Annotated in this window: 21 protein-coding genes; 6 read left to right on the top strand and 15 right to left on the bottom strand. The window is 74.0% G+C overall.

Annotated features, from left to right (window positions below):
• The 12 genes from EAO77_RS38395 to EAO77_RS02500 form a co-directional block, all read right to left on the bottom strand.
• A partial coding sequence (locus tag EAO77_RS38395; protein ID WP_222723642.1) for a zinc ribbon domain-containing protein occupies nucleotides 1-371 on the bottom strand: 371 nt, incomplete at its 3' end.
• Nucleotides 372-382: 11 nt separating this feature from the next.
• Complete coding sequence (locus EAO77_RS02550; RefSeq protein WP_147986500.1) at nucleotides 383-2923, bottom strand: serine/threonine-protein kinase; 2541 nt, start codon at nucleotides 2921-2923, stop codon at nucleotides 383-385.
• Nucleotides 2920-4257, bottom strand: coding sequence for a hypothetical protein (locus EAO77_RS02545; protein WP_187283096.1), 1338 nt, complete (start codon nucleotides 4255-4257; stop codon nucleotides 2920-2922). Before EAO77_RS02545 ends, EAO77_RS02550 begins: the two co-directional genes overlap by 4 nt.
• A 68-nt stretch (nucleotides 4258-4325) precedes the next feature.
• The gene (locus EAO77_RS02540) at nucleotides 4326-5390 is read right to left on the bottom strand and encodes a glutamate ABC transporter substrate-binding protein (RefSeq protein WP_147986499.1); all 1065 of its coding nucleotides are present in this window, start codon (nucleotides 5388-5390) and stop codon (nucleotides 4326-4328) included.
• A gap of 11 nt (nucleotides 5391-5401) precedes the next feature.
• Nucleotides 5402-6814, bottom strand: a complete 1413-nt coding sequence (locus EAO77_RS02535; protein ID WP_410088203.1) for a hypothetical protein — start codon at nucleotides 6812-6814, stop codon at nucleotides 5402-5404.
• Nucleotides 6815-7475: 661 nt separating this feature from the next.
• Nucleotides 7476-8465 carry an N-acetylglucosamine kinase gene (locus EAO77_RS02530; protein WP_147986497.1) on the bottom strand — a complete coding sequence of 330 codons (990 nt, stop codon included), beginning with the start codon at nucleotides 8463-8465 and terminating at the stop codon, nucleotides 7476-7478.
• Nucleotides 8456-9721 (bottom strand): 6-phospho-beta-glucosidase, encoded by a 1266-nt coding sequence (locus EAO77_RS02525; RefSeq protein WP_147986496.1) that lies wholly within the window; start codon nucleotides 9719-9721, stop codon nucleotides 8456-8458. The genes EAO77_RS02530 and EAO77_RS02525 overlap by 10 nt, the downstream gene beginning before the upstream one ends.
• A gap of 5 nt (nucleotides 9722-9726) precedes the next feature.
• Complete coding sequence (locus EAO77_RS02520; protein WP_147986495.1) at nucleotides 9727-10635, bottom strand: carbohydrate ABC transporter permease; 909 nt, start codon at nucleotides 10633-10635, stop codon at nucleotides 9727-9729.
• Nucleotides 10636-10637: 2 nt separating this feature from the next.
• The gene (locus EAO77_RS02515) at nucleotides 10638-11597 is read right to left on the bottom strand and encodes a carbohydrate ABC transporter permease (RefSeq protein ID WP_147986494.1); all 960 of its coding nucleotides are present in this window, start codon (nucleotides 11595-11597) and stop codon (nucleotides 10638-10640) included.
• Nucleotides 11597-12934 (bottom strand): ABC transporter substrate-binding protein, encoded by a 1338-nt coding sequence (locus tag EAO77_RS02510; RefSeq protein ID WP_147986493.1) that lies wholly within the window; start codon nucleotides 12932-12934, stop codon nucleotides 11597-11599. Before EAO77_RS02510 ends, EAO77_RS02515 begins: the two co-directional genes overlap by 1 nt.
• 54 nt (nucleotides 12935-12988) lie before the next feature.
• Complete coding sequence (locus EAO77_RS02505; protein WP_147986492.1) at nucleotides 12989-14191, bottom strand: ROK family transcriptional regulator; 1203 nt, start codon at nucleotides 14189-14191, stop codon at nucleotides 12989-12991.
• Between the two features lie 133 nt (nucleotides 14192-14324).
• A complete protein-coding gene (locus EAO77_RS02500; protein WP_147986491.1) occupies nucleotides 14325-15395 on the bottom strand; it encodes a mechanosensitive ion channel family protein in 1071 nt (356 codons plus the stop codon).
• 251 nt (nucleotides 15396-15646) lie between these two features.
• Between EAO77_RS02500 and EAO77_RS02495 the strand changes: the two genes are divergently transcribed.
• Complete coding sequence (locus tag EAO77_RS02495; protein WP_147986490.1) at nucleotides 15647-16183, top strand: HNH endonuclease; 537 nt, start codon at nucleotides 15647-15649, stop codon at nucleotides 16181-16183.
• 928 nt (nucleotides 16184-17111) lie between these two features.
• Here EAO77_RS02495 and EAO77_RS02490 read toward each other — a convergent pair.
• A complete protein-coding gene (locus EAO77_RS02490; protein ID WP_147986489.1) occupies nucleotides 17112-20033 on the bottom strand; it encodes a beta-N-acetylglucosaminidase domain-containing protein in 2922 nt (973 codons plus the stop codon).
• Between the two features lie 273 nt (nucleotides 20034-20306).
• Between EAO77_RS02490 and EAO77_RS02485 the strand changes: the two genes are divergently transcribed.
• From EAO77_RS02485 to EAO77_RS02465, 5 genes are all read left to right on the top strand, one after another.
• Nucleotides 20307-20561: a hypothetical protein gene (locus tag EAO77_RS02485; RefSeq protein ID WP_147986488.1), complete on the top strand. Its 255-nt coding sequence runs from the start codon at nucleotides 20307-20309 to the stop codon at nucleotides 20559-20561.
• 11 nt (nucleotides 20562-20572) lie between these two features.
• Nucleotides 20573-22684: a 4-alpha-glucanotransferase gene (gene malQ / locus EAO77_RS02480; protein WP_147986487.1), complete on the top strand. Its 2112-nt coding sequence runs from the start codon at nucleotides 20573-20575 to the stop codon at nucleotides 22682-22684.
• Between the two features lie 23 nt (nucleotides 22685-22707).
• Nucleotides 22708-22938, top strand: a complete 231-nt coding sequence (locus EAO77_RS02475; protein ID WP_147986486.1) for a hypothetical protein — start codon at nucleotides 22708-22710, stop codon at nucleotides 22936-22938.
• Nucleotides 22939-23132: 194 nt separating this feature from the next.
• Nucleotides 23133-24074: a DMT family transporter gene (locus EAO77_RS02470; protein ID WP_147986485.1), complete on the top strand. Its 942-nt coding sequence runs from the start codon at nucleotides 23133-23135 to the stop codon at nucleotides 24072-24074.
• A 54-nt stretch (nucleotides 24075-24128) separates the two neighbouring features.
• Entirely contained in the window at nucleotides 24129-25052 is a 924-nt protein-coding gene (locus EAO77_RS02465) for a LysR family transcriptional regulator (RefSeq protein WP_147986484.1), read from the top strand.
• A 154-nt stretch (nucleotides 25053-25206) separates the two neighbouring features.
• On the opposite strand, the gene EAO77_RS02460 is transcribed toward EAO77_RS02465, so the two are convergent.
• Together EAO77_RS02460 and EAO77_RS02455 are read right to left on the bottom strand one after the other, a co-directional pair.
• A complete protein-coding gene (locus tag EAO77_RS02460) occupies nucleotides 25207-25533 on the bottom strand; it encodes a hypothetical protein (protein WP_187283095.1) in 327 nt (108 codons plus the stop codon).
• A gap of 30 nt (nucleotides 25534-25563) precedes the next feature.
• Nucleotides 25564-26709 carry a selina-4(15),7(11)-diene synthase gene (locus EAO77_RS02455; protein ID WP_147988899.1) on the bottom strand — a complete coding sequence of 382 codons (1146 nt, stop codon included), beginning with the start codon at nucleotides 26707-26709 and terminating at the stop codon, nucleotides 25564-25566.
• Nucleotides 26710-26811 lie beyond the last annotated feature (102 nt).

Genomic DNA, 26811 nt, shown 5'->3' with positions numbered 1-26811 from the left:
GCCCACTCCGCCTGTTCCGCCGGTGCCACCGTCGGAACAGGCGGAGTGGGCTGTGCCGCCGAGCCGGCCGACGGTGGCACCGGCGGGACAGGCGGCGGGGTGGGCCGGGCTCCGGCGGGGCCGCCCGCGGAGGTGGCCGCGGACTCGGCGAGGTCGGCGGCGTGCTGGGTGGGCGGGGACATGCCCGAGGTGTCGGTGCCGGCGGCCGTGGGCCACTCCACCGGGGTGCCGATCGCCTGGGTGGGGCGGTCGGTCCCGGCCGGCGCCGCGAGCGCCGACAGGTCGTACCCGCAGGCTCCGCAGAACCGGTCGCCCGACTCCACCGGCTCCTCGCAGCCGGGGCAGGACTGCCCCTCGGCCGACTGGTGCATCTGCGCCATCATCACACCCACGTCCGGGGGCGGTAGCGGTTCGCCCGCTCCACCAGTTCTATCCGTTCCTCGCCGCGCTGGGCGAGCCGGGCCAGGACCCGGTAGGAACGCTCCAGCCCGAAGCGCAGACCGCGCTCGTCCAGCGGGCTGCCCAGCAGCGCCGAGGGTCCGTTCGGACCCGGCGCGGCGACGGGCGCCGCCGGGGACGGCCCGGCTCCGGGACTACCGGAGATTACCCAGTCGAGTGCGGTGCCGAGCACCTCGGTCGCCAACTTCTCCCGGCGCACCGCGTCCAGACCGAACGCGTCCAGTGCCTCCACCTGCGCCGCGGACGCCGCCAGATCGGCCAGCAGCGCCTCGTGCGCGGCGCGCCGCCGCAGCCGCGACCGCACGGCGGCCACCCGGGCGGCCGTGTAGTGGATGGACGCTTCGGGCACCGACTCCAGTGTCCGTACGGCGCCCGGCCGGTCGCCCGCCGCCAACTGCACCCGTGCGAGCCCGAACGCGGCGCTGACGAAGCTCGGATCGGTCGTCCACACCAGGCGGTAGTAGTCCGCCGCGTTGTCCAGCTGGCCGAGCACCTCGGCGCACAGCCCGAGCGCCAGCTTCGGCGCGCACTCTCCCGGGAACGCGTCGTAGACCGCGTCGAAGGAGAGCGCCGCCGTCTCGTGGTCGCCGTGCACCAGCGAGGCGACGCCCCGGTACCAGACCACCCGCCAGTCGTCGGGATGTCCGCTCTCCAGGGTGGCCAGTGCGGCCGACGCCGCGGTCAGGTCGCCCAGTTCGAGCCGGGCGCGCAGCTCGCGCAGCAGCGTCTCCGTGGAACTCGCCGGCACGCCGTGCAGCGCGGTGATCAGTTCGGCCGGCGCGGAGGCCATCAGCCCTGCGAGGAAACCGGCGTTGGGGTCGTGGGGGTCGACGCGGGGGACGGGGAGCGCCAGCGCGCCGGCCCGGGTGTCGAGGGGCGCGAGCCGGGCGGTGCCCGGGGCGGCCGGCACCGCGGGGGTGCCCGCCCCGCGCGGGGCGGGCACCCCCGCGCCCGGTGGCAGCGCCGGGGCGCCGCGTGCGGCGCGGCCCGTCCGGCGTGCGCCCAGCGCGGAGACGTCCTCCGTGAGCTCGGCGAACAACTCGGTGTCCGTCACCCGCAGTTCGGGGCCGAAGAGCGTGGACAGGGCGGGGCGGGGGCGCCCCGTCTGCATGGCGACGACCTCCCGCAGCACCCCGGTGAGCTGGTCGGCCATCTCCTGCGCGGACGCGAACCGGCGCGCCGGATCCGGGTCCGTGGCCCGGACCAGCAGCCGGTAGAACGACTCGTAGGTGCGGAAGACGGGGATGTTCTCGGGGTCGGGCAGGCTGTCCACGAAGACGTTCGTGTAGCCCTGGAAGTCGAACGTCATGACCGCGAGCGTCCGGGCGACGGTGTAGAGGTCGGAGGCGACCGAGGGACCGACCTCGGCCACCTCCGGCGCCTGGTAGCCCACGGTCCCGTAGATCGCGGACTCGTCGTCGTCCATCCGGCGGACCGCGCCCATGTCGATCAGCTTGAGCTGGTCCTGCTGCTGGATGGCGTTGTCGACCTTGAAGTCGCAGTAGAGAAGGTTTCTGCTGTGCAGATGGCCCAGCGCCTCCAGCGCCTCGATGCCGTACGCGCAGGCCTGCTCGACCGGCAGCGGATCGCGCCGGCCGTCCGGTCCGCGGCGCCCGTTCGCGATCTCCTTCAGCGACTTGCCGCCGACGTACTCCATGACGATGTAGCCGTCGAGGGAGCCGGTGCGCTGGTCGAGGTGCTCGACGAAGTTGTAGATGCGCACGATGTTGGAGTGCTCGATCTCGGCGAGGAAGCGCCGCTCGGAGATCGCCGCCGCCATCGCGTCCTGGTCGCCCGTGTCCAGCAGGCCCTTGAGGACCACCCAGCGGTCGGACACCGCCCGGTCCACCGCCAGGTACACCCAGCCCAGGCCGCCGTGCGCGAGACAGCCCGCGACCTCGTACTGGCCGTGGACGATGTCGCCGCCCTTGAGCTTGGGCACGAAGGAGTACGGGTGACCGCACTTGGTGCAGAAGCCCTCCGTGCGCCCCGGCCGGTCCCCGCGGGCGCGACCGACCGGCGCGCCGCAGTCGGAGCGGGAGCAGAACCGCTTGCGCTCGGGGACCTCCGGGTCCGTCATCACGGCCGACCGGGGGTCGGGCCTCGGCACCTCCGGCACGGCGACCAGTCCGGCGCCGAGGCGGTTGCGCCCCGAGGCCGCCGTGGACGTACCGGAACTGCGCACCGACACCGACTGCGAGGACGTGCCGCCGCCCGTCAGGGAACGCGACAGGCGGCCCGACACCGACCGGCGAGACGTCGACGAACGCGAGGACGCCCGCCCGCTGCGCGCCGACACCGAGTCCCGCGCTCCGCCGGCGACGCCGGTGGGCGGTGACGACACCATGCCCGTGGGCGACACGACGGGGGCGAGGCCGCAGGTGTCGCAGTACAGTTCGCCGCCCCCCATGTCCTCGTAGGAGCCCTCGCAGCCGGGGCGCTGGCAGTTCGTGTTCTCGCTCATGAATCCCCCCTGCTGTCCTGAAGGCCGGGTCCGTCCGCTCTCGGTACGAGCACCTCCGCCGCCGCGTGCTGGTAGCGCAGCACGGCCTGCTCCGCGGCGCGCAGGTCGCACGGCGCGCTCCAGAGCATCCGCCGTGCCGCGTCGTACCGCTCGATCAGCAGCGGATCCTCCGCCATGCCGTGCCGGGCCACCTTCGCCCTGTACGCGTCCAATCGGCCGCGCAGTTCGGCGCGGACCGCCAGCGGCGCGGTGACGGCGGTCAGCGACTCGCGGGCCCGGTGCAGCTCGTCCTCCGCGTCCCGCTCCAGCGACTCCAGCAGCGGCGACAGCCGGTGCCACCGGGAGTGCCGCCGGTACTCGGCCGCGGTGGCGAGCCGTTCCTGGAGCGCGGTGGGCGGACCGCTGACCGCGGGCACCTCGGACGCCGCGATCTTGGCCAGCACCTCGCCGCGGGCCGCGCGGGCCTCGGCGAGGGTGCGGTCCGCCCGGGAGAGCACGTCCCGCAGCCGCAGCAGCCGTTCCTCGGAGTCCTGGCGGACCTGGAGCACCGCCTCGATCTCCCGGCGGACGTCCTCCAGGTCACGCGCCGCCCGGTCGTAGCGGTCGGTGTCGGGGCGGCCGCCGCCCGGTGCCGAACTGCCCTGCGCGGGACGCCAGAAGGCCAGCGGATCCGAGAGGACCTGGGCGCGCAGGGTGGCCAGCTCGTGGGTGATCGACTCCAGATCGTCGCCCGACGGGTGCTCGCCCGGCCGCACGCCGACGGAGTGGGCCAGCGAGCGGGTGCGCCGCAGTTCCGCGGAGAGGAGGTCTATCCGGGCCGGCAGCGCGGACCAGACCGCGTCGGCGGTGATGATGGTGTCGAGCGAGGAGGCGTAGAGGGCGTTCATCCGCGCGACGAGCTCCTGGAGGGTGAACTCCTCGGAGAGCACGGCGGGGCCCGCGATGTCCGGCGACGGGGGCACCGCCTGGCCCGCGACGGTGACGCTGCGCCCGCGCAGCCGCTCGGTGAGCTCGACGAGGTCCTCACGGCTGGACCAGCGCCGCCGGGCGCGCAGTTCGCGCATGGCGGCGAGCGCGCCGGAATAGGCGTCGAAGTAGGTCCACAACTGGGTGATCGACTGTTCGGCGGCGGCCCAGCGGTCCTTGGTGACGCCGGTCAGCTCGGCGCCCTCCAGGAGCCGGCGCCCGGCGTGGTCCTGGAGCGCGAGGAGCGAGGTCTCGACGGCCTCGTGCTCCGCGCCGAGCCGCGCCAGCGCGCGGTCCACCTCGTCCCGGTCCATCACCGGCCCGTGGGGTGTCCCCGCCGCGCCGGAAAAGGGTCCCGCGACGCCCATCGATCACCTCTCCGATCCGTGCGTGTCCTGGCTTTCGGTCCTGCCCGTCCCCGTCGTCCGCCCGCCCCCTAACCCTCGCGGTACTTGGGCTGCGGCGGAGCCGTGATCCCCGGCAGGTCGTCCTTCAGCCAGCGCGTGTACGCGGCCATCCAGGGCCCCTTGCGGTACTCGTCGAGCACATGGTTCACCCGGCGCACCAGATCGTCCTTGCCGAGCTTGGTCGCCACCCCGTAGTACTCGGTGGTGAAGGGCGAGCCCTTGAGCTCGACCGCGGGATCCTGCGCCGCCTGCCCGGCCGCCAGCGCGTTGTCCGTGACGATCGCGTCCACCAGGCCCTGCTGGAGTCTGACCAGGCAGTCCAGCTGGTTCGGCACGGTGAGCAGGTCCTCGTCCCCGGGGCCGCCGTCGTGCTCGTCCCGGAAGACCGCGCCGAAGGCGTTCTTCTCCATGGCCTCGTACGCGGTCGACCCCTCGGCCGTGCACACCCGCTTCCCCGACAGGGAGGCGTCGTAGCCCGTGATCTTCTGGCCCTTGGGCGCGAGGACCTGCTGTCCCGCCTGGAAGTAGGCGGTCGAGAAGGCGACCTGCTCGATACGGGCGCAGTTGATCGTCATGGTGCGCACCACGATGTCGACCGCGCCGCTGTCCAGCGCGGCGATCCGCTGGTTGGTCGGTATCGCACGGAAGATGATGGCGTCCTCGCTGCCGAGGATGTCCGCCGCGATGGCGCGGGCGAGGTCGATGTCGAAGCCCTCCAGCCGCCCGGCCGACGCCTTGACGGCGCCGTCGGCCGTCTCCTCCGGGTCGAGGGGCCTGCGGAAGCCCCACTGGTAGCTGTTCTGGTCGACGCCGACGACGAGTTTGCCCCGCTCCCTGATGGCGTCGATGTTCGGGCCGCCGGCCGTCGACGGGCGCAGGGACGCCTCGGGGTCGGTGCAGTCGTCCGCCTTCGCCGGCAAGGCGCTGCCCCGCCCGGCGGGGTCGGCGCCCAGTGCCGCACCCCCGTGGGACAACGGCAGCAGCGTGACGGCGGCCGTCAGCGCGCAGGCGGCGGCCATCCCGGCGACACCGCCCCACCCGCGCAGCCCGGCACGGACCCCGCGGCGGCGGGCGCCCGTCGGCTCGTCGGTCATCGCTCCCCCTCTCACCGGTACTCCGAAAGCCTGCGGTTGATGCCGAGCACCGCGGTCACCGCGCCGAGCACGGCCAGCAGTGCCGCACCCGCGGCCAGGCCCGTGAACGCCGAACCGGCGGCCTTCGCGGACGCGGTGAACTCCCGCTGCTCGTGCTCCAGCGCCTCGGTGAGGGCCGTGTCGAGCGAGTCGAAGGACTCGTTGGTCGAGCCCTCGCCCCCGATGACGCGCGCCACGGCGCCGTCGTAGTCGCCGCCCTGGTCGGCCTTGGTGACGTCGGTGTGCCTGGTCCGCCAGGCGGCGACCGTCTCCACCGCCTTCTCGACGGGCGTGCGGCCCGCGGTGTCGTCGGCGTGGCGCAGGGCGTCGTCCAGGGAGCTGCCGAGACGCTCCATCGCCTGCGCGTACTCCACGGCGTACTTGTCGTCCTTGCCGTCGTCGGTGAGCACGGCGCCGCGGGCGACGAGGGTGAGGTTCTCGCTGGCGCGCGCCTGGAGGGCCTGGATGCGGGCCTCGCTCAGCACGTCGAGCGAGCGCTGGGCGTGGACCTCCGCGTCGTCCAGCCGGGCTCCGGCGAGCGCCTGGGCACCCACCAGCCACCCCGTCACCAGGGCGGCGGCGACGGTGGTGGCGAGCAGGCCGTGGTTGAACACACGGTGCGTGCGACGGTAGTTGCGGCGCTGGGCCCAGCCGAGGACGGCCAGCGCGGCGACACCGGCTGCCACCGACGCCAGGGGCCAGAAGCGCGGGTCGTCGTAGTCTGCGCGGAGCCGGGTGGACTCGGCGAGATGGAGCTTGCGTGCCGCGGGGAGCAGGTCCTCGGTCATCAGGTCGCTGGCGAAGCGCAGATACGCGCCGCCGAGGGGGTGCCCCAGACGGTTGTTGGCGCGGGCGGTCTCCACGTAGCCGGTGTAGCGGGGGAGAAGCTCGTTGAGGTGGGCGATCTGGCGGCCCGACTCGCTGTCCGAGTCCGTGTGGGTGGCGGCGGTGACCAGCAGGCGGGAGGCGCGGGCGATGTCCTTCTCGTACCGCTCCTTGACCTCGCGCGGTTCCTCGGCGCCGGAGAGGAAGCCGGTGGACGCCGCGGTGTTGGCGTCGGCGAGGGAGCGGTAGACGGACGCAGCGTCCCGGCTCAGCGGCTGGCTGCGGCTCACCACGTCGTCGGCGGCGGCCGCCCGGTCGGAGACCTCCAGGGCGGTGACCGCGCCGAACACCACCATCAGCGCGGCGAGTACGGCTCCGACGATCTGGAGCCGGCCGGGTTCGGTGGTGGCGGCGGCGCGCAGCCGGCGCACGATCTCGGCCCGGGAGACGGCGCCCGGTCCTGCCGGCCCTGGGCCGGCGGGCGGCCGTGCGGGTGCGGGCCCGGGCGCGGGTGCAGGAGCCGGCTGAGGCGCTGTGCCCACCGTCGGCGGGTGTGTCACGTGACCTCCCCCTCGGTCGATGACGGCCCGCTCCCCGGCGGGCCCTCGGATGACTCCCGGCCAGCAGTATGGCCGCAGGGGACTGCTTCGCACCAGAATTGACTGGATCTTGATCGACTCGTCGCGGCGCGCGGCGACGACCGCCGTGCGCCGGACCTTCCCCCACTGCGTCCCCTCAGTGAATACGCTCCCCGCTGCTGGACGGTTCCCGCCGAACGGGTGAATCCGGGCGGCCCCGGGAGGGGATGCCGCGGCTGCCCGTGCGGAGCGTGCCCCGGGAGCATCGCGTCGCCCGTGCGGGGGCGTCGGTCCCCGGCCCGCGCCGCCCGTGTGCGCGACGTCTCCACGGGGGCGCCGCCCCCGCACCCCCGCGCCTCACACGCCGCCGGGGCCGGGCGGCCGGGGCGTCGCTCCCGCCGAACCGAGGGTGTGCCTCCCGGTCGTGGGCGGGGCTGACCGGTCGTTGTGCCGCCCCCCGGCAGGGGCGAGGCCGCCCTCCACCGCCGGCGAGGCTGACTCCGTCGGCCCGTCCGGCGATGGAGGACACCGCGTTCAGCGCGGTACCGCTCCACGGCGGGTACCCGGCGCGACGCGCTCCGCCCGCGCGGGGCGCAGCCGACGGGGGCGGGCAACACCCCCGGCACCCCGCCCCCACACCGCGTCAGGCCGCCCCGAAATACGCGCGGAGCCTCGCGTGCGCCTCCGGGAGGGCCGGGGTGCGGTCGAGGCCCAGGAGGGCCGCGCCCAGCACGGGGGGAGCGGTCACGACACGCACCACCGCCCTGGGCGCCTTGCGTTCGAGCAGTTCGGCGATGTCCGCGTCCAGTTGCGGGTGCCGGGCGGCCAGCACGCTGCCGCCGAGCACCAGCGGCGTCTCCTCGCCGAGGAGCCCGAGCCGTCCGAGGGCCACGGACGCCATGGCCACGATCTCCTCGGCCTGGCGGCGCACCAGCGACCGGGCCACGGCGTCGCCCTCGGCGCTCGTCGCGAAGAGCACCGGGGCCAGTTCGTGCCGGCGCACCACCGGCAGCGTGCCCAGATGGAGGGCCTCGATCAGCGCGTACACGGAGCCGAGACCGAAGTGCCCGGGCAGGGTGCGGGTGAGGGCGGTCGCCTCGCCCCGCCCGTCCTCGGCCCGTGCCGCGTACCAGAGCGCCTCCTCGGCGAGTCCGCCGCCGCCTCCCCAGTCCCCGGAGAGCTTCCCGATGGCGGGGAAGCGTGCGGTGCGCCCGTCGGGCAGCATCCCCACGCAGTTGATGCCCGCCCCGCACACCACGGCGACTCCCCGGGGCTCGTCCACCCCGGCGCGCAGCACGGCGAACGTGTCGTTGCGCACCTCGGTGGTGTCCCCCCAGCCCCGCGCGTGCAGCGCCTCGGTCAACTCGGCCTCCTCCACCGGGAGGTCGGCGTTGGCGAGCGCGGCGAAGACGTGCTCCGCCCGGTCGACGGGCGTGCCGGCCGCACGCGCGGCGGCCCGTGCGGCGTCCACCGCGGCGGCCACGACGTCGACGGCGGCCTCGACACCGACCCGCGGGGGCTGGAAGCCGCCGCCGCGGCCGGTGCCCAGCACCGTCCCGTCGGCGGCGACGAAGGCGACGTCGGTCTTGCTGTTGCCCGCGTCGACGGCGAGGACGCTTGCGTTCACGCCCACGCGAGGTGCTCCCGGTTGTGTGCGATCAGGCTGTCGGTGAGCCGGTCGGCGTACCCGTACTGACCGACCAGCGGATGGGCCAGCAGCGCCCGGAAGACCCGGTCCCGGCCGCCGCGCAGGGCCGCCTCCAGGGCCAGGTCCTCGTACGCCGTCACCTGGGCGATCAGCCCCGCGTAGAGCGGGTCGAGCCGCGGCACCGGCAGGGGTACGGCACCGTCGGCGCCGACCCGGGCCTGCACCTCGACGACGGCGTCGTCCGGCAGGAACGGCAGCGTCCCCCGGTTGAGGGTGTTCACCACCTGCACCCGGCCGCCCTCCCCGCCCAGCAGGGACGCGGCGAGGTCCACCGCGGCCTCCGAGTAGAACGCGCCGCCCCGCTTGGCCAGCAGCTCCGGCTTCTCGTCGAGCGCGGGGTCGCCGTACATCTCCAGCAACTGCCGTTCCATGGCGGCGACCTCGGCGGCCCGCGAGGGCTTGGTGCGGGACTCCTCGACGACCTCGTCGTGCGCGTAGAAGTAGCGCAGGTAGTAGGAGGGGACGACGCCGAGCCGCTCCAGCAGGTGCCGCGGCAGCCGCAGGTCGGCGGCGACGGCCTCGCCGTGCTCGGCGAGCAGCTTCGGCAGCACGTCCTCGCCGTCCGGCCCGCCGATGCGCACACCGGTCTCCCAGGTGAGGTGGTTGAGCCCCACGTGGTCCAGGTGCACCTGACCCGGCGTCACGTCGAGGAGCTTCGCGAACTTGCGCTGGAGGCCGATGGCCACGTTGCACAGGCCGACCGCCTTGTGGCCGGCGCCGAGCAGGGCTCGGGTCACGATGCCCACCGGGTTGGTGAAGTCGATGATCCAGGCGTCCGGGTTGCTGCGGCGCACCCGTTCGGCGATGTCCAGGACGACGGGCACGGTGCGCAGCGCCTTCGCGAGGCCGCCCGCGCCCGTGGTCTCCTGTCCGACGCAGCCGCACTCCAGCGGCCAGGTCTCGTCCTGCTGCCGCGCGGCCTGGCCGCCGACGCGGAGCTGGAGCAGGACGGCGTCGGCGCCCTCGACCCCGGCGTCGAGGTCCGAGGTGGTGACGATCGTCCCGGCGTGGCCCTGCTTGGCGAAGATCCGCCGGGCCAGGCCGCCGACGAGTTCCAGCCGGTCGGCGGCCGGGTCGATCAGGACGAGTTCGGTGATCGGCAGGGTGTCGCGCATCCGCGCGAAGCCGTCGATCAGTTCGGGGGTGTAGGTGGAGCCGCCCCCGACGACTGCGAGTTTCATTGTTCCTAGCCCTTCACTCCGGTCAGGGTGACGCCCTCGATGAACGCCTTCTGCGCGAAGAAGAAGACCACGATCACCGGTGCCATGATCAGCACCGTCGCGGCCATGGTGAGATTCCAGTCGGTCTGATGGGCGCCCTTGAAGGACTCCAGGCCGTAGCTCAGGGTCCAGGCGGCCGGGTTCTCGGAGGCATAGATCTGCGGTCCGAAGTAGTCGTTCCAGCAGTAGAAGAAGTGGAACAGCGCCACCGCCGCGATGGCGGGCTTCGCCATGGGCAGGACGATCCGCACCAGGGTGCGCAGCTCCCCGCAGCCGTCGATACGGGCGGCCTCCGTGTACTCCCGCGGGATGGTCAGCAGGAACTGGCGCAGCAGGAAGATGCTGAAGGCGTTGCCGAAGCCGAACGGGATGATCAGCGGCCACAGTGTGCCCGCCAGGTCGAGCTGCTTCGCCCAGAACAGGTACATCGGCACCACGACCACCTGCGGGGGCAGCATCATCATGGCGATGACCAGCATCATCGCCAGGTTGCGGCCCCGGAAGCGGAAGACGGCCAGCGCGTAGGCCACGGGGATGCTGGAGCCCACGGCGAGCACCGTGCCGAGGCCCGCGTACAGCAGGGTGTTGCGCCACCAGGTCAGGAAGCCGGGGGTGTTCCAGACGGTCGCGAAGTTCCCCCATTCCCAGGTGTGCGGCCACAGGTCGCGGGTGAGGGCCTGGTCGTCGCTCATCACGGCGGTGAGCAGGACGAAGACGAACGGGAGCAGGAAGAAGAGCGCGGCGGCGACGGCGAGCGAGTGGACGGCCACCCACTCCAGTGCGGCCCGGCGCCGGGCCGCACGACGGGCGGTGCCCGTGCCCTCGGCCGGGGGAAGGGACGCGCCGGGTGCCGGCCGGGTACTGAGCAGGGTCATCGTCAGTCCTCCGCCGACAGGAAGCCGGAGCGGCGCCGCATCAGCACCGCGGTGAACGCCATCGCCAGGGCGAACAGCACCAGCGCGACCACGCACGCCGCTCCCGTGTCGAACCGCTGGAAGCCCAGGTTGTAGACGATCTGCGGGACGGTGAGCGTGGTCCGGTCGGGATAGCCCGGCTCGAACTGCTGGCCGGAGCCGCCGATCACACCGCTGGCGACCTTCGCGGCCACCAGCGGCTCCGTGTAGTACTGCATGGTCGCGATCACGCCGGTGACCACCGCGAAGAGCACGATGGGCGAGATGTTCGGCAGGGTGACGGACCGGAACCGCTGCCACGGTCCCGCGCCGTCCAGCTCCGCCGCCTCGTACTGCTCCTTCGGCACGTCGAGCAGCGCCGCCATGAAGATCACCATCAGGTCGCCGATGCCCCACAGTGCCAGCAGGGTCAGCGACGGCTTGGACCAGGCCGGGTCGGTGAACCAGCCGGGTGCCGGCAGCCCCAGCGACTGAAGGATCGTGTTCGCCGGTCCCGTACCGGGGTTGAGCAGGAAGACGAACGACATGGTCGCGGCGACCGGCGGGGCGAGGTAGGGCAGGTAGAAGAAGGTCCGGAACAGCCCGGCACCCGTCTTGATCTTCGTGATCAGCAGCCCGATGCCGATCCCGAAGAGGACCCGCAGCGACACCATCACGGCGACCAGCCACAGCGTGTTGCGCAGCGCGGGCCAGAAGTAGGGGTAGTCGCCGAAGACGTACGCCCAGTTCTTCAGGCCCACCCAGGTCGGCGGGGCGAACCCGTCGTACTTCATGAAGGAGAAGTAGACGGTCGACACCAGCGGGTACGCGAAGAAGACGGCGAAGCCGATCAGCCAGGGGGAGAGGAACGCGAGCGTGCGCAGCGCGTTCCTCCGGCGCCGGGCCCGCAGCCCGGGCGCCGCGGCGTGGACGGCGGCGGTCATCAGCGTGCCTGCTCGTTGTCCTTGTCGACCTGGGCGTCGGCCTTGCGCAGCCCGGCGTCCAGGTCCTTCTCCCGGCCGGCCTCCCAGCGCACCCCCAGGTCCTGCGCGGTGAGCAGGAAGGCCCCGCCGTTCACCGAGGAGGGCGCGTGGGAGCTGCCCGGGTGCTGGGCGATGGAGACGAACGTGCGGTACAGGGGGTCGTCGCCCAGGGCGGGCGACTTCAGCGCGGCCTGGGTGGAGGGCACGTTGTGGATGGCGTTGGCGAAGGAGACCACCGCGTCGGTGTCGGTGGACAGGTACCTCACCAGTTCCCAGGCGGCGTTCTGCTTCTTGCTGACCCGGGCGATGCCGAGGATCGTGCCGGACAGGTATCCCTTGCCGTACTCGTCCGCCTGGTCGTCCGGCACAGGGAAGGGCGCGGCGCCGATCTCGAAGTCCAGGTCCGCGTCCGAGGCCATCTTGCCGCGCCACTCGCCGTCGAGCTGCATGGCGACCTGGCCGGTGTGGAACGGGTGCTTGGGGCCCCACTCGTCGCCCAGCGACGCGCGGAAGCGCTCCAGCCGCGCGTAGCCGCCGAGCCGGTCGGCGAGCTTCTTCTGCCAGGTGAAGAGCGCCTTCACGGCCGGGTCCCCGGCCAGGGCGGACTTCCCGTCCGCGTCGAAGTACCGGACGCCGAACTGCGAGGCGTAGTGCTCGAAGGTGGTCTCGTAGCCCTGGAAGTTGGGCATGAACCCGAGCTGCTCGTAGGAGTCGCCCTTGCGCTTCGTGAGCTTCTCGGCCACCGCGTCGAACTCGGAGAGGGTTTTCGGCGGGGCGGTGATCCCGGCCTCGGCGAACGCCTTCTTGTTGTAGTAGAGGCCGTAGGCGTCGCCCAGCAGCGGCACCGCGCAGCGCTTGCCGTCGTGCTCGGTGTACGTGGCCATCTGGGGCAGGAAGGTGGTCGCCGGGTCGATGCCGGACTTGTCGAGGAACGGCTTCAGATCGGCGAGCGCGCCCGTGGCGCAGAAGCGGCCGACGTTGTCCGTGGTGAACGAGGAGACGACGTCGGGCGCCTGGGAGCCGCCGGCCCGCAGCGCCTGGTTCAGCTTGTCGTCGGTGATGCCCTTGACGGTCTTCACGGTGATGCCGGGGTGCTTCGCCTCGAACGACCTGATGTTGGCCTCGATCGCGGCGACCTCGGAGGGCGCGGACCAGCCGTGCCAGAAGGTGAGCGTCGTCCTCGCCCTCGGATCGTCCGACGCGGTGCCGCCGGCCGATCCCGTGCAGGCCGTGGCGAGGAGCGATATCGCGGCCGTCGCCGCGAGCGCGGCGGCCTTGGTCCGGCGGATTCCGGGCATGGCGGTGTCTCCCTGTGACGAAGGGCCGGGGAAAAGAGGGGGGAGAAGCGGGGATCAGCGCGAGGTGTCGAAGACCTCGTCCCGGGTGGTGGCCAGGGCGCTCTCCAGCGCGCCGCGCAGCACCGGGTCGCTGCGGACGGTGCCGGAGACCAGCCGGGGCCGGGCGGCGGCGAGTTCGGAGAGCTCGGCCCGGACGCGGGTGCGCAACGGCTCGCCGCCGGCGGCGATGACGTCGCCGGAGAGCACGACGAGCTCAGGGTCGAGCACCGCGACCAGGGAGGCGAGACCGGTGGCGAGGCCCGTCGCGTAGGCGTCGAGCAGGCGCCCGTACGCGCCCGAGTCGGCCTCGGCGGCGCGGGTGAGCAGGGCGGCGGCGATCTGTGCGTGCGGGCCGCCGCCGACGCCCTCGATACCGAGCTCACGGGCGAGCCGCGGCAGTGCCTGGGCGCCGGCCAGCTCCTGGAAGCCGCCGCTGTTCGCCTTGGTCACCTGCCGGACCAGGGGGGTGCCGGGCACCGGCAGGAAACCGACCTCGCCGGCGCCGCCGGTGGACCCGCGGTGCAGCCGCCCGCCGATGACGACGGCGGCGCCGAGGCCCTCCTCGTTCCACAGCAGCACGAAGGTGTCGTGCCCGCGGGCAGCGCCGAGCCGCTGCTCGGCGACGGCCACCAGATTGACGTCGTTCTCGTACTCGACCGGCATGGGCAGGGCGGCGGCCAGCTCGTCGAGCAGCGTGGGTGCGTGCCAGCCGGGGAGGTGGGAGGCGTACCGCAGCCGCCCGGTGGACGGGTCGAAGGCGCCGGGGGTGCCGACGACCAGGCGGTGGACGTCGGCGCGGGTGATGCCGGCCGCCTTGACCGCGCCGTCGAGCGCGTCGGTGACCTGCCGGACGACGCCGTCGGCGCGCCGGCCGGGAGTGGGCAGCTCGAACTCGCCGGCCACCGCGCCGGTGATGTCGGCGACGGCGGCCCGGATGCGCAGCGGGGTCACGTCCAGACCGGCGGCGTACGCGGCGCGGGCGTTGACCGCGTACAGCTGGGCGCTGGGGCCCGGCCTGCCCTCGGTGGTGCCGGTGACGACGACGAGCCCGGCGGCCTCCAGCCGGGCGAGCAGCTGGGAGGCGGTGGGCTTGGACAGGCCGGTGAGGTTGCCGATCCGGGTCCGGGAGAGCGGGCCGTGCTCCAGCAGCAGGTCGAGTGCGGCACGGTCGTTCATGGCGCGCAGGACGCGCGGTGTCCCGGGTGTCGTTCCGGCCATGGCCAGCCTCCGTGATGCGCACTGTTAGGAAAGTTTCCTAATCGGTAGAAGGCAAGGTAGGGCGCCCGTCAGGGCGTGTCAACAACCGACGCCCCCCGAACCCGGGGGGCTCGGGGGGCGTCGGCGCGGGGCGCTACTTCGTCAGGTTGGTGGGCGGCGGTATCGGCGACGCCGCCAGGGACTGCGGCGACGTCTGCGAGGCGAAGGCCGACGGCGCGGACATGCCCGCGGTGGGATCGGCGGCCGCCTCCTCCGCCGGCTGCGGCAGCCCGCCGACGATCCGGATGCCCTCCGCGTCGAACGCACGCTTGATCCGCCAGCGCAGCTCGCGCTCCACGCCGAGCGCCTGGCCCGGCATGGTCTTCGCCGCGACCCGGAACGTCATCGAGTCGAGCAGCACCTCGGTCAGGCCCAGCACCTCGACGGGGCCCCACAGGCGCTCGTTCCACGGCTCGGACTTCGCCAGGTCCTCGGCGACCTCGCCGATCACGGTCTTCACCCGGTCCAGGTCCTCCGACGGCCGGACGGTGACGTCGACGGCCGAGGTCGCCCAGCCCTGGCTGAGGTTGCCGATCCGCTTGATCTCGCCGTTGCGCACGTACCAGATCTCGCCGTTGTCGCCGCGCAGCTTGGTGACCCGCAGGCCCACCTCGATGACCTCGCCGGAGGCCACCCCGGCGTCGACCGAGTCACCGACGCCGTACTGGTCCTCCATGATCATGAACACACCGGACAGGAAGTCGGTGACGAGGTTGCGCGCACCGAAACCGATCGCCACACCCGCCACACCGGCGGAGGCGAGCAGCGGCGCCAGATTGATGTTGAACGCGCCGAGGACCATCAGCCCCGCGGTGCCGAGGATCAGGAAGGACGCGATCGAGCGCAGCACCGACCCGATGGCCTCCGAGCGCTGTCTGCGCCGCTCGGCGTTGACCAGCAGCCCGCCGAGCGCAGTGCCTTCCACCGCCTGGGCGGAGCGGTTCATCCGCTCTATGAGCTTGGTCAGCGCGCGGCGCACCAGCATGCGCAGCACCAGCGCCACCGCCAGGATCAGCGCGATCCGCAACCCGGTGTTCAGCCAGGTGGACCAGTTCTCCTCCACCCACCCCGCCGCGTCGCTCGCCCTCTCGGCGGCCTCCTCGAGGGTGACGGGTGCGGGTTGCGGAGTGGTGTCCGCGCCTACGGCGGACCAGAACGCGGTCACAGGGGGAACCTCCAGGCGTGTGACGGGGAGCCTCAACAACAGTAACGGGGGGCGCCGGACCACCCCCTTCCCTCGCGGCGCCAAGAGACGAGGCTCACCACGGAGGAAGAAAAGGGACACATGTGCCTGTGGTGCAAAACACCTCCAGCCCGTTACGCGCACGTGGTGGCGTTCGGACCGGCCATGAGGCGAAACTGAAGACAGATCGTCCCGGCGCGAGCCACGCGCCGCCGGCGTACAAGGAGGCATCCGTGCCGCATGTCCTGGTCCTCAACGCGTCGTACGAGCCACTGGGCGTCGTACCGCTCCGCCGCGCTCTCGTCCTCGTCCTGGAGAACAAGGCTCTCTGCCTCGAGGAGTCCGGCGCCTTCATGCACAGTGCGACCCGTGCCGTCGCCGCACCCAGTGTGGTCAGGCTGAAACGGTTCGTGCGGGTCCCCTACCGGGGGCCCGTTCCGCTCACCCGCAAAGCGCTCTTCGCCCGCGACGGCGGGCGCTGCATGTACTGCGGTGGCGTCGCAACCAGCGTCGACCATGTGGTTCCGCGCAGCCGCGGGGGACAGCACGCCTGGGACAACGTGGTGGCCGCATGCCGCCGCTGCAACCACGTCAAGGCCGACCGGCACCTGCGCGAGCTGGGCTGGCACCTGCGCCACCAGCCCGCGCCGCCCAGCGGGCTCGCCTGGCGGATCATCGGGACCGGACACAGGGACCCGCGCTGGCTGCCCTACCTCCAGCCGTACGGCGCGGACGACGCGATGGCACGGATCGACGGGATCTCCGCCTAGGGGCGGGCTTTGGTTGGGGGTCGTTCGCCTCGTGCGGGCGTGGTGGTGGGCGCACCCCCGCTGCGCGCGGGTGTCCTCAYGCGCCGGACGGGCTGTTGRGGTGCGGGTTGGTTCGCCRCGTGCSGGCCGGTGGTCGCAGCACGGCCTGCGGCCGTGTCCTCAAGCGCCGGACGGGCTGCTTTGGTGGGGGTTCGTCCGCCGCGTGCGGGCCGGTGGTGGCTCGCACCCCCGCTGCGCGCGGGTGTCCTCAAGCGCCGGACGGGCTGGGGTTGCCTGGGCGTGGCCGGGTACGGGTGTGTGCCGTTGGGGCGCTGCGGGGGTGTGTGCGGGCGAGGCTCGCCCGGGGTTGGCCGGTCCCTAGCGCAACGACGTTTTATCGCCCGCACACACCCCCTCCGCGCCCCTGTCGACGTGAGCGAACCGGCCCGTCCTGGCAGGGGAGGAGTCTTCGACTGCGGGCCGTGGGCGTGTGAGTTGCGGCCGAAGGCCGCGCACGAGCCGGCAAGGCCGGTCATGGGTCCACCGGGGTGCAGACCGGTTCATCCCCTCCACCACGGTGGACGGGTCCGCGGGTGGCTTGGGGGACGGGGCGCGSAGGGGGRYTGMGCGGGCGATAAACGGTCGTTGCGTTAGGGCGACGCAGGATAGGGCGAGCCTCGCCCGCCCATGCCCCCGGAGCGACCCGGGACCTCCACCCCACGGACCCGGCCCAGGCCGGGCAACCCCAGCCCGTCCGGCGCTTGAGGACACGGCCGCAGGCCGTGCTGCGACCACCGGCCSGCACGYGGCGGACGAACCCGCACCGCAACAGCCCGTCCGGCGCTTGAGGACACCCGCGCGCAGCGGGGGTGCGCGACCACCGGCCCGCACGGGGCCGGCAACCCCAGGCCACACCACCCCGGCCCTGCAAGCCCCCCCCGGGGGGGGATCAGCGGTCCGCGACCGCGTACGTCTCGACGCCGAAGAGGGAGTACCCGAAGCGCGTCGCGCGCTCGTCGCCCTGCACCCGCACGAAGCGGGTGTCCTTCGCGTCCAGGCGGACGCTCTCGCGGCCGCCCCTGCCGTCGGTGACCGTCGCCGCCGTGCGCCAGCTGGTGCCGTCGGCGGAGACCTGTATGCGGTAGGACGTCGCGTACGCGTCCTGCCAGTGCAGGACGACCTGCCCCACCCGCGCCGGGCGGGCCAGCTCCACCTGCCACCAGGCACTCGGGCCGGTCGGCGAGGACCATCGGGTGGCGCCGTCCCCGTCGGCCGCGGCGGACGCCGGGAAGTCGGCCGTCTCCTCGCCGGACGCCGACGCCCTCGCGCCGGGCGCGCGGGCCAGGTCCGGCCCGCCGGTCCGCGGGAAGGCGCGCACGGTCAGCGTGGACCGCTGGCCGGCGAACGCGAACGGCACCCGGTACTCGCCCGACGGCGTGTCCTCGGGCACCGTGACCTCCACGGGGACGGTCGTGCGGGTTCCGCGCGGCACGGTGGTGCGCTCCGGGACCCGCACCTCGATGCCCGCCGGAGCCGTCGCGGTCAGCTCGCCGCGGACCTCGCCCGGCCGCTGGGCGGTCAGCCGCACGTCCGTCCGCAGCGGGGCGCCGCCGATCTCGGCCCCGGCCTGTTCACGGTCGAGCGCGAGGCCGGCCGCGGGCTCGTCGGCGAACCACGGGACGAGCGAGCGGACGGTCACCTGCCCGGGGCCGTCCGCCGCGACCCGCAGCGCGTCCACGGTGAGTTCCCTGACGTCCGTCTGGGTCCAGCCGCCCGCGGACAGCGGGGCGAGCCGCCGCCAGCCCTCGCCGGGCACATGTCCTTCGAGGTGCCCGGGGGAGGCGTGCCCCGGCTCGGTCATCGTCGTCACGGCGGTCACCGGACGGGGCCGGCCGAGGCTGACGGTGTCCCGGTCCGCCACGGCGCCCGCACGGTCGGCGCCCGTCCAGGCACGGGACTCCTTCTCCGCACGGGCGAGGAACGCGCCGAGCACGCCCTTGCCGACGGTCGCCCTGCTCGCCGCGAGTTGCCCGCGCAGCGGCTCCAGCGCGAGGGAGGCGTCCCACGCGGCCTGCCCGTCCCCACGGGTCTGGGCCAGCAGCATGTCGACGGCCTTCTCGCCTGCGCGTCCGTAGCGGGCGAGCTGGTCGAGCCAGGGGCGCACCTCGTCGGCGAGATCGCCGCCGGCCGTGGAGCGCAGCCGCGCGGGCGCCTCGCGCATCACGCCGAAGGCGGACCGCAGCGCGACGGCCGCGCGCTCCTGGGCCGGCGCGTCCGTGGTGGCGCGGGTGCGCCAGAACTCGTCCATCAGCGGCCGCAGGTAGGCCGATTCGGCGTCCGGGCTGAGGATCGACGAGGCGTCGTTGCCCGCCAGCGCCCCGAGCGCCTCGCGGGCGCGGGCGTCACCGCCGGCCAGGTCGTCGAGGGCGGCCCGCCAGGACTCCTGCGGCCGGTAGCCCTTCGGGTTCCAGGCGAAGTCGGCGGCGGTGAAGAGCGGTATGCGGGAGGCCGACGCCTGTTCCATCGCGTTGACCAGCAGCGCGGCCGAGCCGCCGGCGACCGCCGGTTCGCGGCCCGTGTAGGGGCCGAGGAAGATCCGGTCCTGGGCCCAGTCGTTGACCGGGTAGTTGTCCATGGTGACCAGGGGATGGCCGAAGGCCCGCTGCGCCTCGGTCAGTTCCCGGCCGGTGATGGTGCGCGGCACCACACCGACGCCCGTCCAGGCCACCCGGATGCCGTCGTCCAGCTCACCCGCGAGGGCGCGCCGGTAGTCGGTGGTGCCGTCCTGGTAGTACTCGGTCGGCACCACGGACAGCTGTTCCGCGCCCGGGTGACGGTCCGCCAGGTGGCGCGCGACCGCGTCCGCGACGCGTGCGTGCGCCTTCGCCGCCGCGGCGGGCCCGGAGCCGAAGGCCCGCGCGTCGCGGTCGCAGTGCCACTCGCTGTAGCTCACGTCCTGGAACTGGAGCTGGAACGCCCGGACCCCGAGCGCCCACATCGCGTCGATCTTGCGGGTCAGCGCCCGGATGTCGCCGTCGTCGGACAGGCACATCGACTGGGCCGGCGCCACCGCCCAGGCGAGGACCACATGGTTGCGCCGCGCGCGTTCGGCCAGCTCCCTGAACTCCGCGCGCCGGTCCGCCGGATACGCCTCGCGCCACATCGCCTGGCGGTAGGGGTCGTCGCCGGGGGCGTAGAGGTAGCGGTTCTGCTTGGTGCGGCCCATGAAGTCCAGCTGTTCGAGCCGCTGCCGGTGCGTCCAGGGCGTGCCGTAGAAGCCCTCCGTCGTGCCGCGGACCGCGGTGCCGGGCCAGTCGCGGATCACGACGTGCGGGACACCGCGTTCCGTGACCAGCCGGCGCAGCGTCTGCACGCCGTGGAACAGGCCGTCGTCGCCCACCCCGTCGAGCGCGACCGTGGCGCGGCCCGCCACCTCGCCGGAGGCGAGGCGGTAGCCGCCCCGGGGAAGATCCGTGACGTCGGCGGCGCGCAGGGCGCGCAGCGCCGATCCGGCATCGGGCCCGCCGAGGCGGAACACCGGACCACGTCCCGGCAGCGCCTCGTGCACGGTGCGCACCCCGGCCTCGCGCAGGACGTCCTTCAACAGGGCGACGGCGTACGGGTCGGCGGACGGCGCGGCGACCAACGTCGCCTCGGCGCCCAGCGCGAGGAAGCCCTCGCCGGCGCGCAGCGACTGGGGGCGGGGCCAGACCGCCGGGACCGCCGAAGTGCCCTCCGGGTCCTGGGCGCTACCGGCCGGGGCGGCGGGATCGCCGGGTGCCGCCACCGCTGTCGGGGCGCCGCCCAGCAGGCCGCCGATGACGGCCACCGCGAGCGCCGCCGCTGTACGCCTTCTCCCCGCGAGCCGCACGCCCGTGACTCCCCTCGGTCTCCCCGTTCCGGTGGGCTCCGAGCCCACCACCCCACCGCGAGAGTGTCAATGCGCGTGGTCGTTGCGCACCTTTTGCCCCGTGGTGGTGGATGATCGGAGTCGTGTCCGTCGCCGGGGGCCGACCGCCTGCACCGGGAACGCGATGTGACCTGGGCCACGTTGACCGAACGTCGACGTCTGGGGCCGTGCCCGTTGGGTAGGGCCCCAGTGACCCGTTCACGACCGTTCACGTTCCGCTTGGAGTGATTCACCGTGGCCGCATCCGCCCAACTGCTGCTCGACGCCCTGTCCAAACAGGTCCCGGCGCAGCCGCAGCCCCCCACCGCCTGCCCGCTCGCGCACGACGCCCAGCCGCCGCTGGCCTACGACGTCCCGCTGACCAGTGAACCCCCGCTCGCGCACGCCGCCCCCCTCACCAGCGAGCCTCCGCTCGCCGACCTCGCCCCCCTGACCAGCGAACCGACCGCCCCGGCCACGGCGGGCGGCTCCGACTGCGCGGGGTTCTAGAAGGAGTCCGCATGGGCCTTGCCCGGCTCGCCGCGCTGCACGGCGTCGCCACCACGTTCTCGCCGTCCCCGGGCGTCACGGAGGTGGTCCCCGACGACACGGTCGTCGCCGTCCTCGGCGCGCTCGGCGTCGACGCGTCGACGCCCGGGGCGGTGCGTGCCGCCCTGGACCGGGCCGACCGCGCGGAGGCGGCACGGCTGCTTCCCCCGACGGCCGTGGTCTGGCAGGAAGCGGAAGGCCCCCTCCTCCCCGCCGCGCTCACCGCGCTGCCCGCCGGTACGGCACTGCGGGTGACGACGGAGCAGGGCCCGGTGCTCGGCCCCGCGGGTCCCGGCGGCCCGGCACCCGCCTGGTGGGCCGCCCTGCCCCCCGGTGTCCACCGGCTGCGGGCGGAGGCGCCCGACGGGCGGGCGGGCGAGGCCACGCTGATCGTGGCTCCCGGCCGGGCGCCGGCGCCCGGCGGGCGGTCGCACGGCTTCCTCGTCCAGCTGTACTCGCTTCTGTCCGGGCGTTCCTGGGGCATGGGCGACCTCGGTGACCTGGCCGAGCTCGCGACCTGGTCGGGCCGCGCCCTCGGCGCGTCCTTCGTCCAGGTGAACCCGTTGCACGCCGCCGTGCCGGGCGCCCCCTCCGACCCGTCCCCGTACCGCCCCTCGTCGCGCCGCTTCCCCGACCCGGTCCATCTGCGGATCGAGGACGTCCCCGAGTACGGCGGCGCGGACCCCGCGCAGCGCGCACGGCTGGAGGAGCTGCGGGAGGAGGCGGCCGGACTGCGCGGCGCCGTCCTGCGCAAGGGCGCGCTGATCGACCGGGACGCCGTGTGGAAGCTCAAGCGCGAGGCGCTGGAGATCCTCCACACCGTGCCGCTCGGGCCCGGCCGGCACGCCGCCTACTGCGACTTCCTCGCCGAGCAGGGCCGTGCCCTGGAGGACCATGCGACCTGGTGCGCGCTCGCCGAGGTGCACGGCCCCGCCTGGCGCGACTGGCCGGCCGCGCTGCGCGACCCGTCCTCGCCGGAGACCGCCCACGCGCGGAGCGAGCTGATGGACCGGGTCGACTTCCACTCCCGGCTGGTGTGGCTGACCGACACCCAGCTCGCCGCCGCCGGGCGGGCGGCCCAGGAGGCCGGGATGGACGTGGGCGTGGTCCACGACCTGGCGGTGGGCGTCCACCCGGACGGCGCCGACGCATGGGCCCAGCAGGACGTCTTCGCCGCCGGGATGTCCGTCGGCGCGCCGCCGGACGCCTTCAACGCCCGGGGCCAGGACTGGGGGCTGCCGCCGTGGCGCCCCGACGCGCTGGCGGCGTCCGGCTTCGCCCCGTACCGCGGCCTGCTGCGCGGAGTGCTGCGCAACGCGGGAGCGCTGCGCATCGACCATGTGATGGGCCTGTTCCGGCTGTGGTGGGTCCCGCAGGGCGCCCCGCCCACCGAGGGGACCTACGTCCGCCACGACGCCGAGGCGATGCTCGCGGTCCTCGTCCTGGAGGCGGACCGGGCCGGCGCCGTCGTCGTGGGGGAGGACCTCGGCACGGTCGAGCCGGGCGTGCGCGAGGCGCTCGCCCGGCGGGGTGTGCTCGGCACCTCGGTGCTCTGGTTCGAGCGCGACTGGGACGGCGACGGCCTGCCGCTGCCGCCGGAGCGCTGGCGCGAGGGGTGTGTCGCCACGGCCACCACCCATGACCTGCCGTCCACCGCGGCACGGCTGACGGGCGGCCATGTGGAACTGCGCCACCGGCTCGGTCTGCTGACCCGCCCCCTGGACGAGGAGCGGGCCGAGGACAGGGCCGATGTGCACGCGTGGCTGGCGATGCTGGAGGAGTCGGGACTGCTGCCCGAGGGCGCGGACGACGAGGAGGGCGGCATCCGGGCCGTCTACCGCTTCCTGCTGCGCACCCCGGCCCGCATGGTCGGCGTCTGGCTGCCGGACGCCGTCGGCGACCTGCGCCCGCAGAACCTGCCCGGCACCTGGGACCAGTACCCGAACTGGCGCCTGCCCGTCGCGGATGCCGAGGGCAGGCCGGTGACGCTGGAGGAGCTCGCAGCCTCCCCGCGGCTGCACCGCTTCTTCGAGGTCTTCGGGTCCCCGGGGTCCCGTACGGCACCCCCGGGCGCGCGGCCCTGAGAGCGGTTCGCTACGTTGGCACCGTGGACAAGAAGAACGCCTTGCGCGCCGGCGCCGTCGCGGCCGGTACGACGCTGATGATGCTGCTGATGTCGTCCCCCGCGCTCGCGCTCACCCCGGACGACGGCGACGACCCGGGTACCGGCCTGAGCGTGGCCGAGACCCTCGGCCTGTACGTCGTGGCGCCGATCGTGCTGTTCCTGGTGATCACGGGCCTCGTGATGGTGCTCGACAAGTCCAGGAAGCAGATCTGACGACGCGCTGACCGCCGCTGTCCGAGGACGCCCCGGGTGCACCGCACCCGGGGCGTCGTCGTGTGTCCGGGCAGCGGCGCCGGGAAGCGTCCGTTCAGTTCCCCTGAAAGGAATCCTCAAAATTTTTCGATGGACCTGAGGGGTCGGCCGACGCCACCGTGGTGATGTCCACGTCACCCACGGAAAGGCTCCCGATGACCACGACAGCCCCCGGCCGTGTCCGCCTCTCCGCCGGAGGGCTCCCGCCGGGGCCGGGGCGTGGGCGCGGTGCGGGCGCGGGGCTGCTGCTCGCGGCACTCGCGACGGTGGTCTGGTCGGGCAGTTTCGTCACCTCGCGCGCCCTCCACGACTCGGTGCCGCCGGTGCAGGCCGCCTTCTGGCGGTGGGTGGTGGCCATCGTGGCCGTGGCGCCGTTCGCCCTGCGGGCGGCCTGGCGCCGGCGCGCGCTGATCCGTGCGCATCTGCCGTATCTGCTCGCCGCCTCGCTCCTCGGCGTCACGGTCTACAACACCCTGGTCAACCAGGCGGGACTGACCACGTCCGCCGGGAACATGGGCATGATCATGGCCGCGTCCCCCGTGCTGATGGCCCTCTTCGCCCGGCTCGGCGGCGCCCGGCTCGGGCTCCGCCGTACGGCCGGGATGCTGGTGGCCTGCGCGGGTGTGCTGCTGCTGGTCGGGGACGGGTCGGCGGCCTTCGACCCCCGGCCGGGCGATCTGTGGATGTTCGGCGCGGCGCTCAGCTTCGCCGCGTACAGCGCGCTGCTGCGGCGCAGACCCGCGGAGATCGGCGGGGTGGTCTTCCTGTTCACCACGTTCGTGCTCGGCGCCCTGCTCCTCGCCCCCGTCTTCGCGGCCAGTGTGGTGCTCCAGGGCGGCGGCTTCGAGCCGTCCACCGGCACGGTCGGGCCCCTGGTGTACGTCGGCCTCTGCTCGTCGGCCGTCGCCTTCTTCGCCTGGAACCGGGCCGTCGCCGTGATCGGCGCGGCCCGCGCGGGAGCCGTCTACCACCTCCAGCCCGTGTGCGTCGCCGGCCTCTCGTACGCGGTGCTGGGGGAGTCGCTCGGGGGCGCCCAGCTGCTCTGCATGGCACTGATCCTCGGTGGCGTGGCACTGGCGGCCGCCCGGGACGCGTGAGCGGAGCGCACCGGGCGGTCCGCGGGCCGCGGGCCGCCGGATAGCGTGCGTCCCATGACGGAGTGGGACATCAGGAAGCTGCGGATCCTGCGCACGCTCGACGAGCGGGGGACCGTGACCGCCACCGCCGAAGCGCTGCTGATGACGCCCTCCGCCGTCTCCCAGCAGCTGTCGAACCTGTCCCGGCAGCTCGGGGTCCCCCTGCTCGAGGCCGACGGCAGGCGCGTGCGCCTGACCGGCGCCGCGCATCTGGTCCTGCGCCACGCGGAGGAGGTCTTCGCCCAGCTGGAGCGGGCGGACGCCGAGCTGGCGGGCTATCTGCGCGGCGAGACGGGCACGGTGCGGGTGGCGGCCTTCCCGACCGCCGTCCCCGCCCTGGTCGTCCCGGCGGTGCGGCGGCTGCGCGCCACCCACCCGGGCCTCGACGTCCGGGTCCGCGAGGCGGAGGCGTCCGAGGCGTACGAACTGGTGGCGGCGGGCCGGGCGGACGTCGCCCTCTCGCTGGCGGCCCAGGCGCCCACGGTCCGCGACCCCGCCTTCACCCTGGTGCCCCTGCTCGCGGACCCCCTCGACGTGGCACTGCCCGCGGACCACCCCCGGGCACGTGCGGCCGGGCTGCGGCTCGCCGACCTGGCGGGCGAGCCGTGGATCTTCGGCGGCAGCGGACCCTGGTCGCGCATCACGCTCAGCGCCTGCGAGGCGGCCGGTTTCGTGCCGGAGCAGGCGCACTCGGCCGCCGGCTGGACGGCGATCCTGGCCATGGTGGAGGCCGGCATGGGCGTCGCGCTGGTGCCGAGGATGGCGGCAGCCGAGCGGCGCCGCGGGGTGGTCATGCGCGTCCTCGCGGAGGACCAGCCGCGCCGGCACGTGCTCGCGGCGCTGCGACGGGGCGCGGAGTCCGCCCCCGGTGCCGCCCGTGTCCTCGCCGCGCTGCGCGCCGCCGCGGACGAGGCGGAGGCGGGCAGCGGCGCCCGCTGACCGGGCAGCGGCGCCCGCTGACCGGGCAGCGGGGAGCGGGCGTGGGCGCGGGGATGCCGGCCTCCGGCGCGGCGAGGGCCTGCCGCCCGGCGGCGCGCCGGCCTCCGCGCTTGCAAGCGCCTGGCGATGCGCTGCGGGTGGAACATCGGCTGGATCAGCCGACGGTGCCTGCGGTGCCTGCGGTGCACCTCCCCGTGGGAGTTCGCGAGCCCGCGAGCGGGCGCAGCCGGTCGAAGAAGCGGCCCTTCTCGAAGCTGCGCGCCTGGCGCACGGTCACCTCGTGCACGAGGTCGGCCGAGGTGGCGACGTACATCGGCAGGGTGCCCAGGTTGACCCGGACCAGGTCGCCGGAGCCGCGCAGTGACGTCAGGAAGCCGAGGGGCTCGCGCCAGAGGCTGAGCGCGTGGCCGAGGAGGGGGATGCCTCCCGGCGCCACGGGGACCGACGTCAGGTCGGCCGCGGGAGTTCCGGCGAGGGTCACGGGAGAATCCTTTCCGCTGGGATGGCGGGGTTACAGCGCGGTATGCGCGGCGGCGGGAGGGGTGGTCAGGTCGCCGGCCGGTGCGGGCACCAGGCCCCACCACCAGTCGACCGCCGGTATCCCGAGAGGCTCGTGGCGGTCGTCGGTCGGGGTGTCGCTGAAGACGGGCGGCAGGTTCGCCGGGTCGTCCGGCGTGGTGTAGCGCACCGAGCTGATGCCCCAGTCCTGGGCGCCGCGGATGAAGCTGGACAGGCTCGCGACGTACCGGCGCAGCTGCGGGCTGCCCTGGCGGGACAGCTGCTCCGCCAGCCGTACGTAGAGGCACATCACCCGGTCGCGCTGGCCGATCGCGGTCCGCAGGGCCTTCTCCGGGGACAGGCCCTCCTCCTCCAGCACGCGCAGGGCGTTGAGGTAGTAGCCGGAGGACCGGCGCTCCTTGTGGTGGGAGAAGATGTCGTTGTCCCAGGTGATGATGAACGAGGCCATCTCGGCCGCGGCGCGCACCGCGGTGCTGTCGCGCTCGTGCGGCTGGAGTTCGTAGCCGTGGCCCATCTCCAGCATCGGCAGCACGACGGAGGTCGCCCCGTCGTAGAGCCGCATCAGGGTGTAGTCGTTGAGGTCGGGCACGGTGCCCGCGCGGCGGTGGGCGGCCTCCCAGACCACGGAGAAGAAGTACTCGCGCAGGGCGTCGACCCAGCGGGCGGTCTGCCCGGCGGTGCCGTAGCGGTCGACGCGCATTCGCAGGTCGCGCAGTCCGGCGGCGAGGGCGTCGTCCGTCATCATCGGCGCCTCGGGGTTCTGCGCCACCCGGATCAGCCGGTGCAGCAGTCCCGCCAGGTCCCCGGGCCGGTGGCCCAGTTCGCCCTCCTCGCAGTGACCGTCGTCGACGCCGAACAGCCAGAGCACGAAATCGGCGAGGAGGGAGACGACCTCTTCCCGCCCCTCGGGCAGGATGCGGGCCGAGAAGGTGCCGATGTCCTGGACGACGAGCTTGGCGCGCAGCTCGTCCGATCCGATGCGGAAGGTCTCCGCCCAGGCCGCGGTCTGCACGTCTATGTCCGCGTGCCGTGGGTGGATGGCCGGCGGTATGGGCGTGAAGATCGGCGGGATGGTGGGGCCGGTCTGCTCGGGGGTCACGGCGGCCTGCCTCTCGATGCGGGTGCGGCGCGTCAACATCGTCGTCACATGCGCAACGTGCACCACAGAGTGATCAACTATTGCGCATCGTACTCAGCCATGTTGGCCGATCCAATAGGACGATCCCCCGGCAGAACAGCA

Source organism: Streptomyces sp. T39, from assembly GCF_008042045.1.
GTDB lineage: Bacteria > Actinomycetota > Actinomycetes > Streptomycetales > Streptomycetaceae > Streptomyces.
Note: the sequence above shows the minus strand (reverse complement) of the source record. Positions and strands in the feature narration are given on the sequence as shown.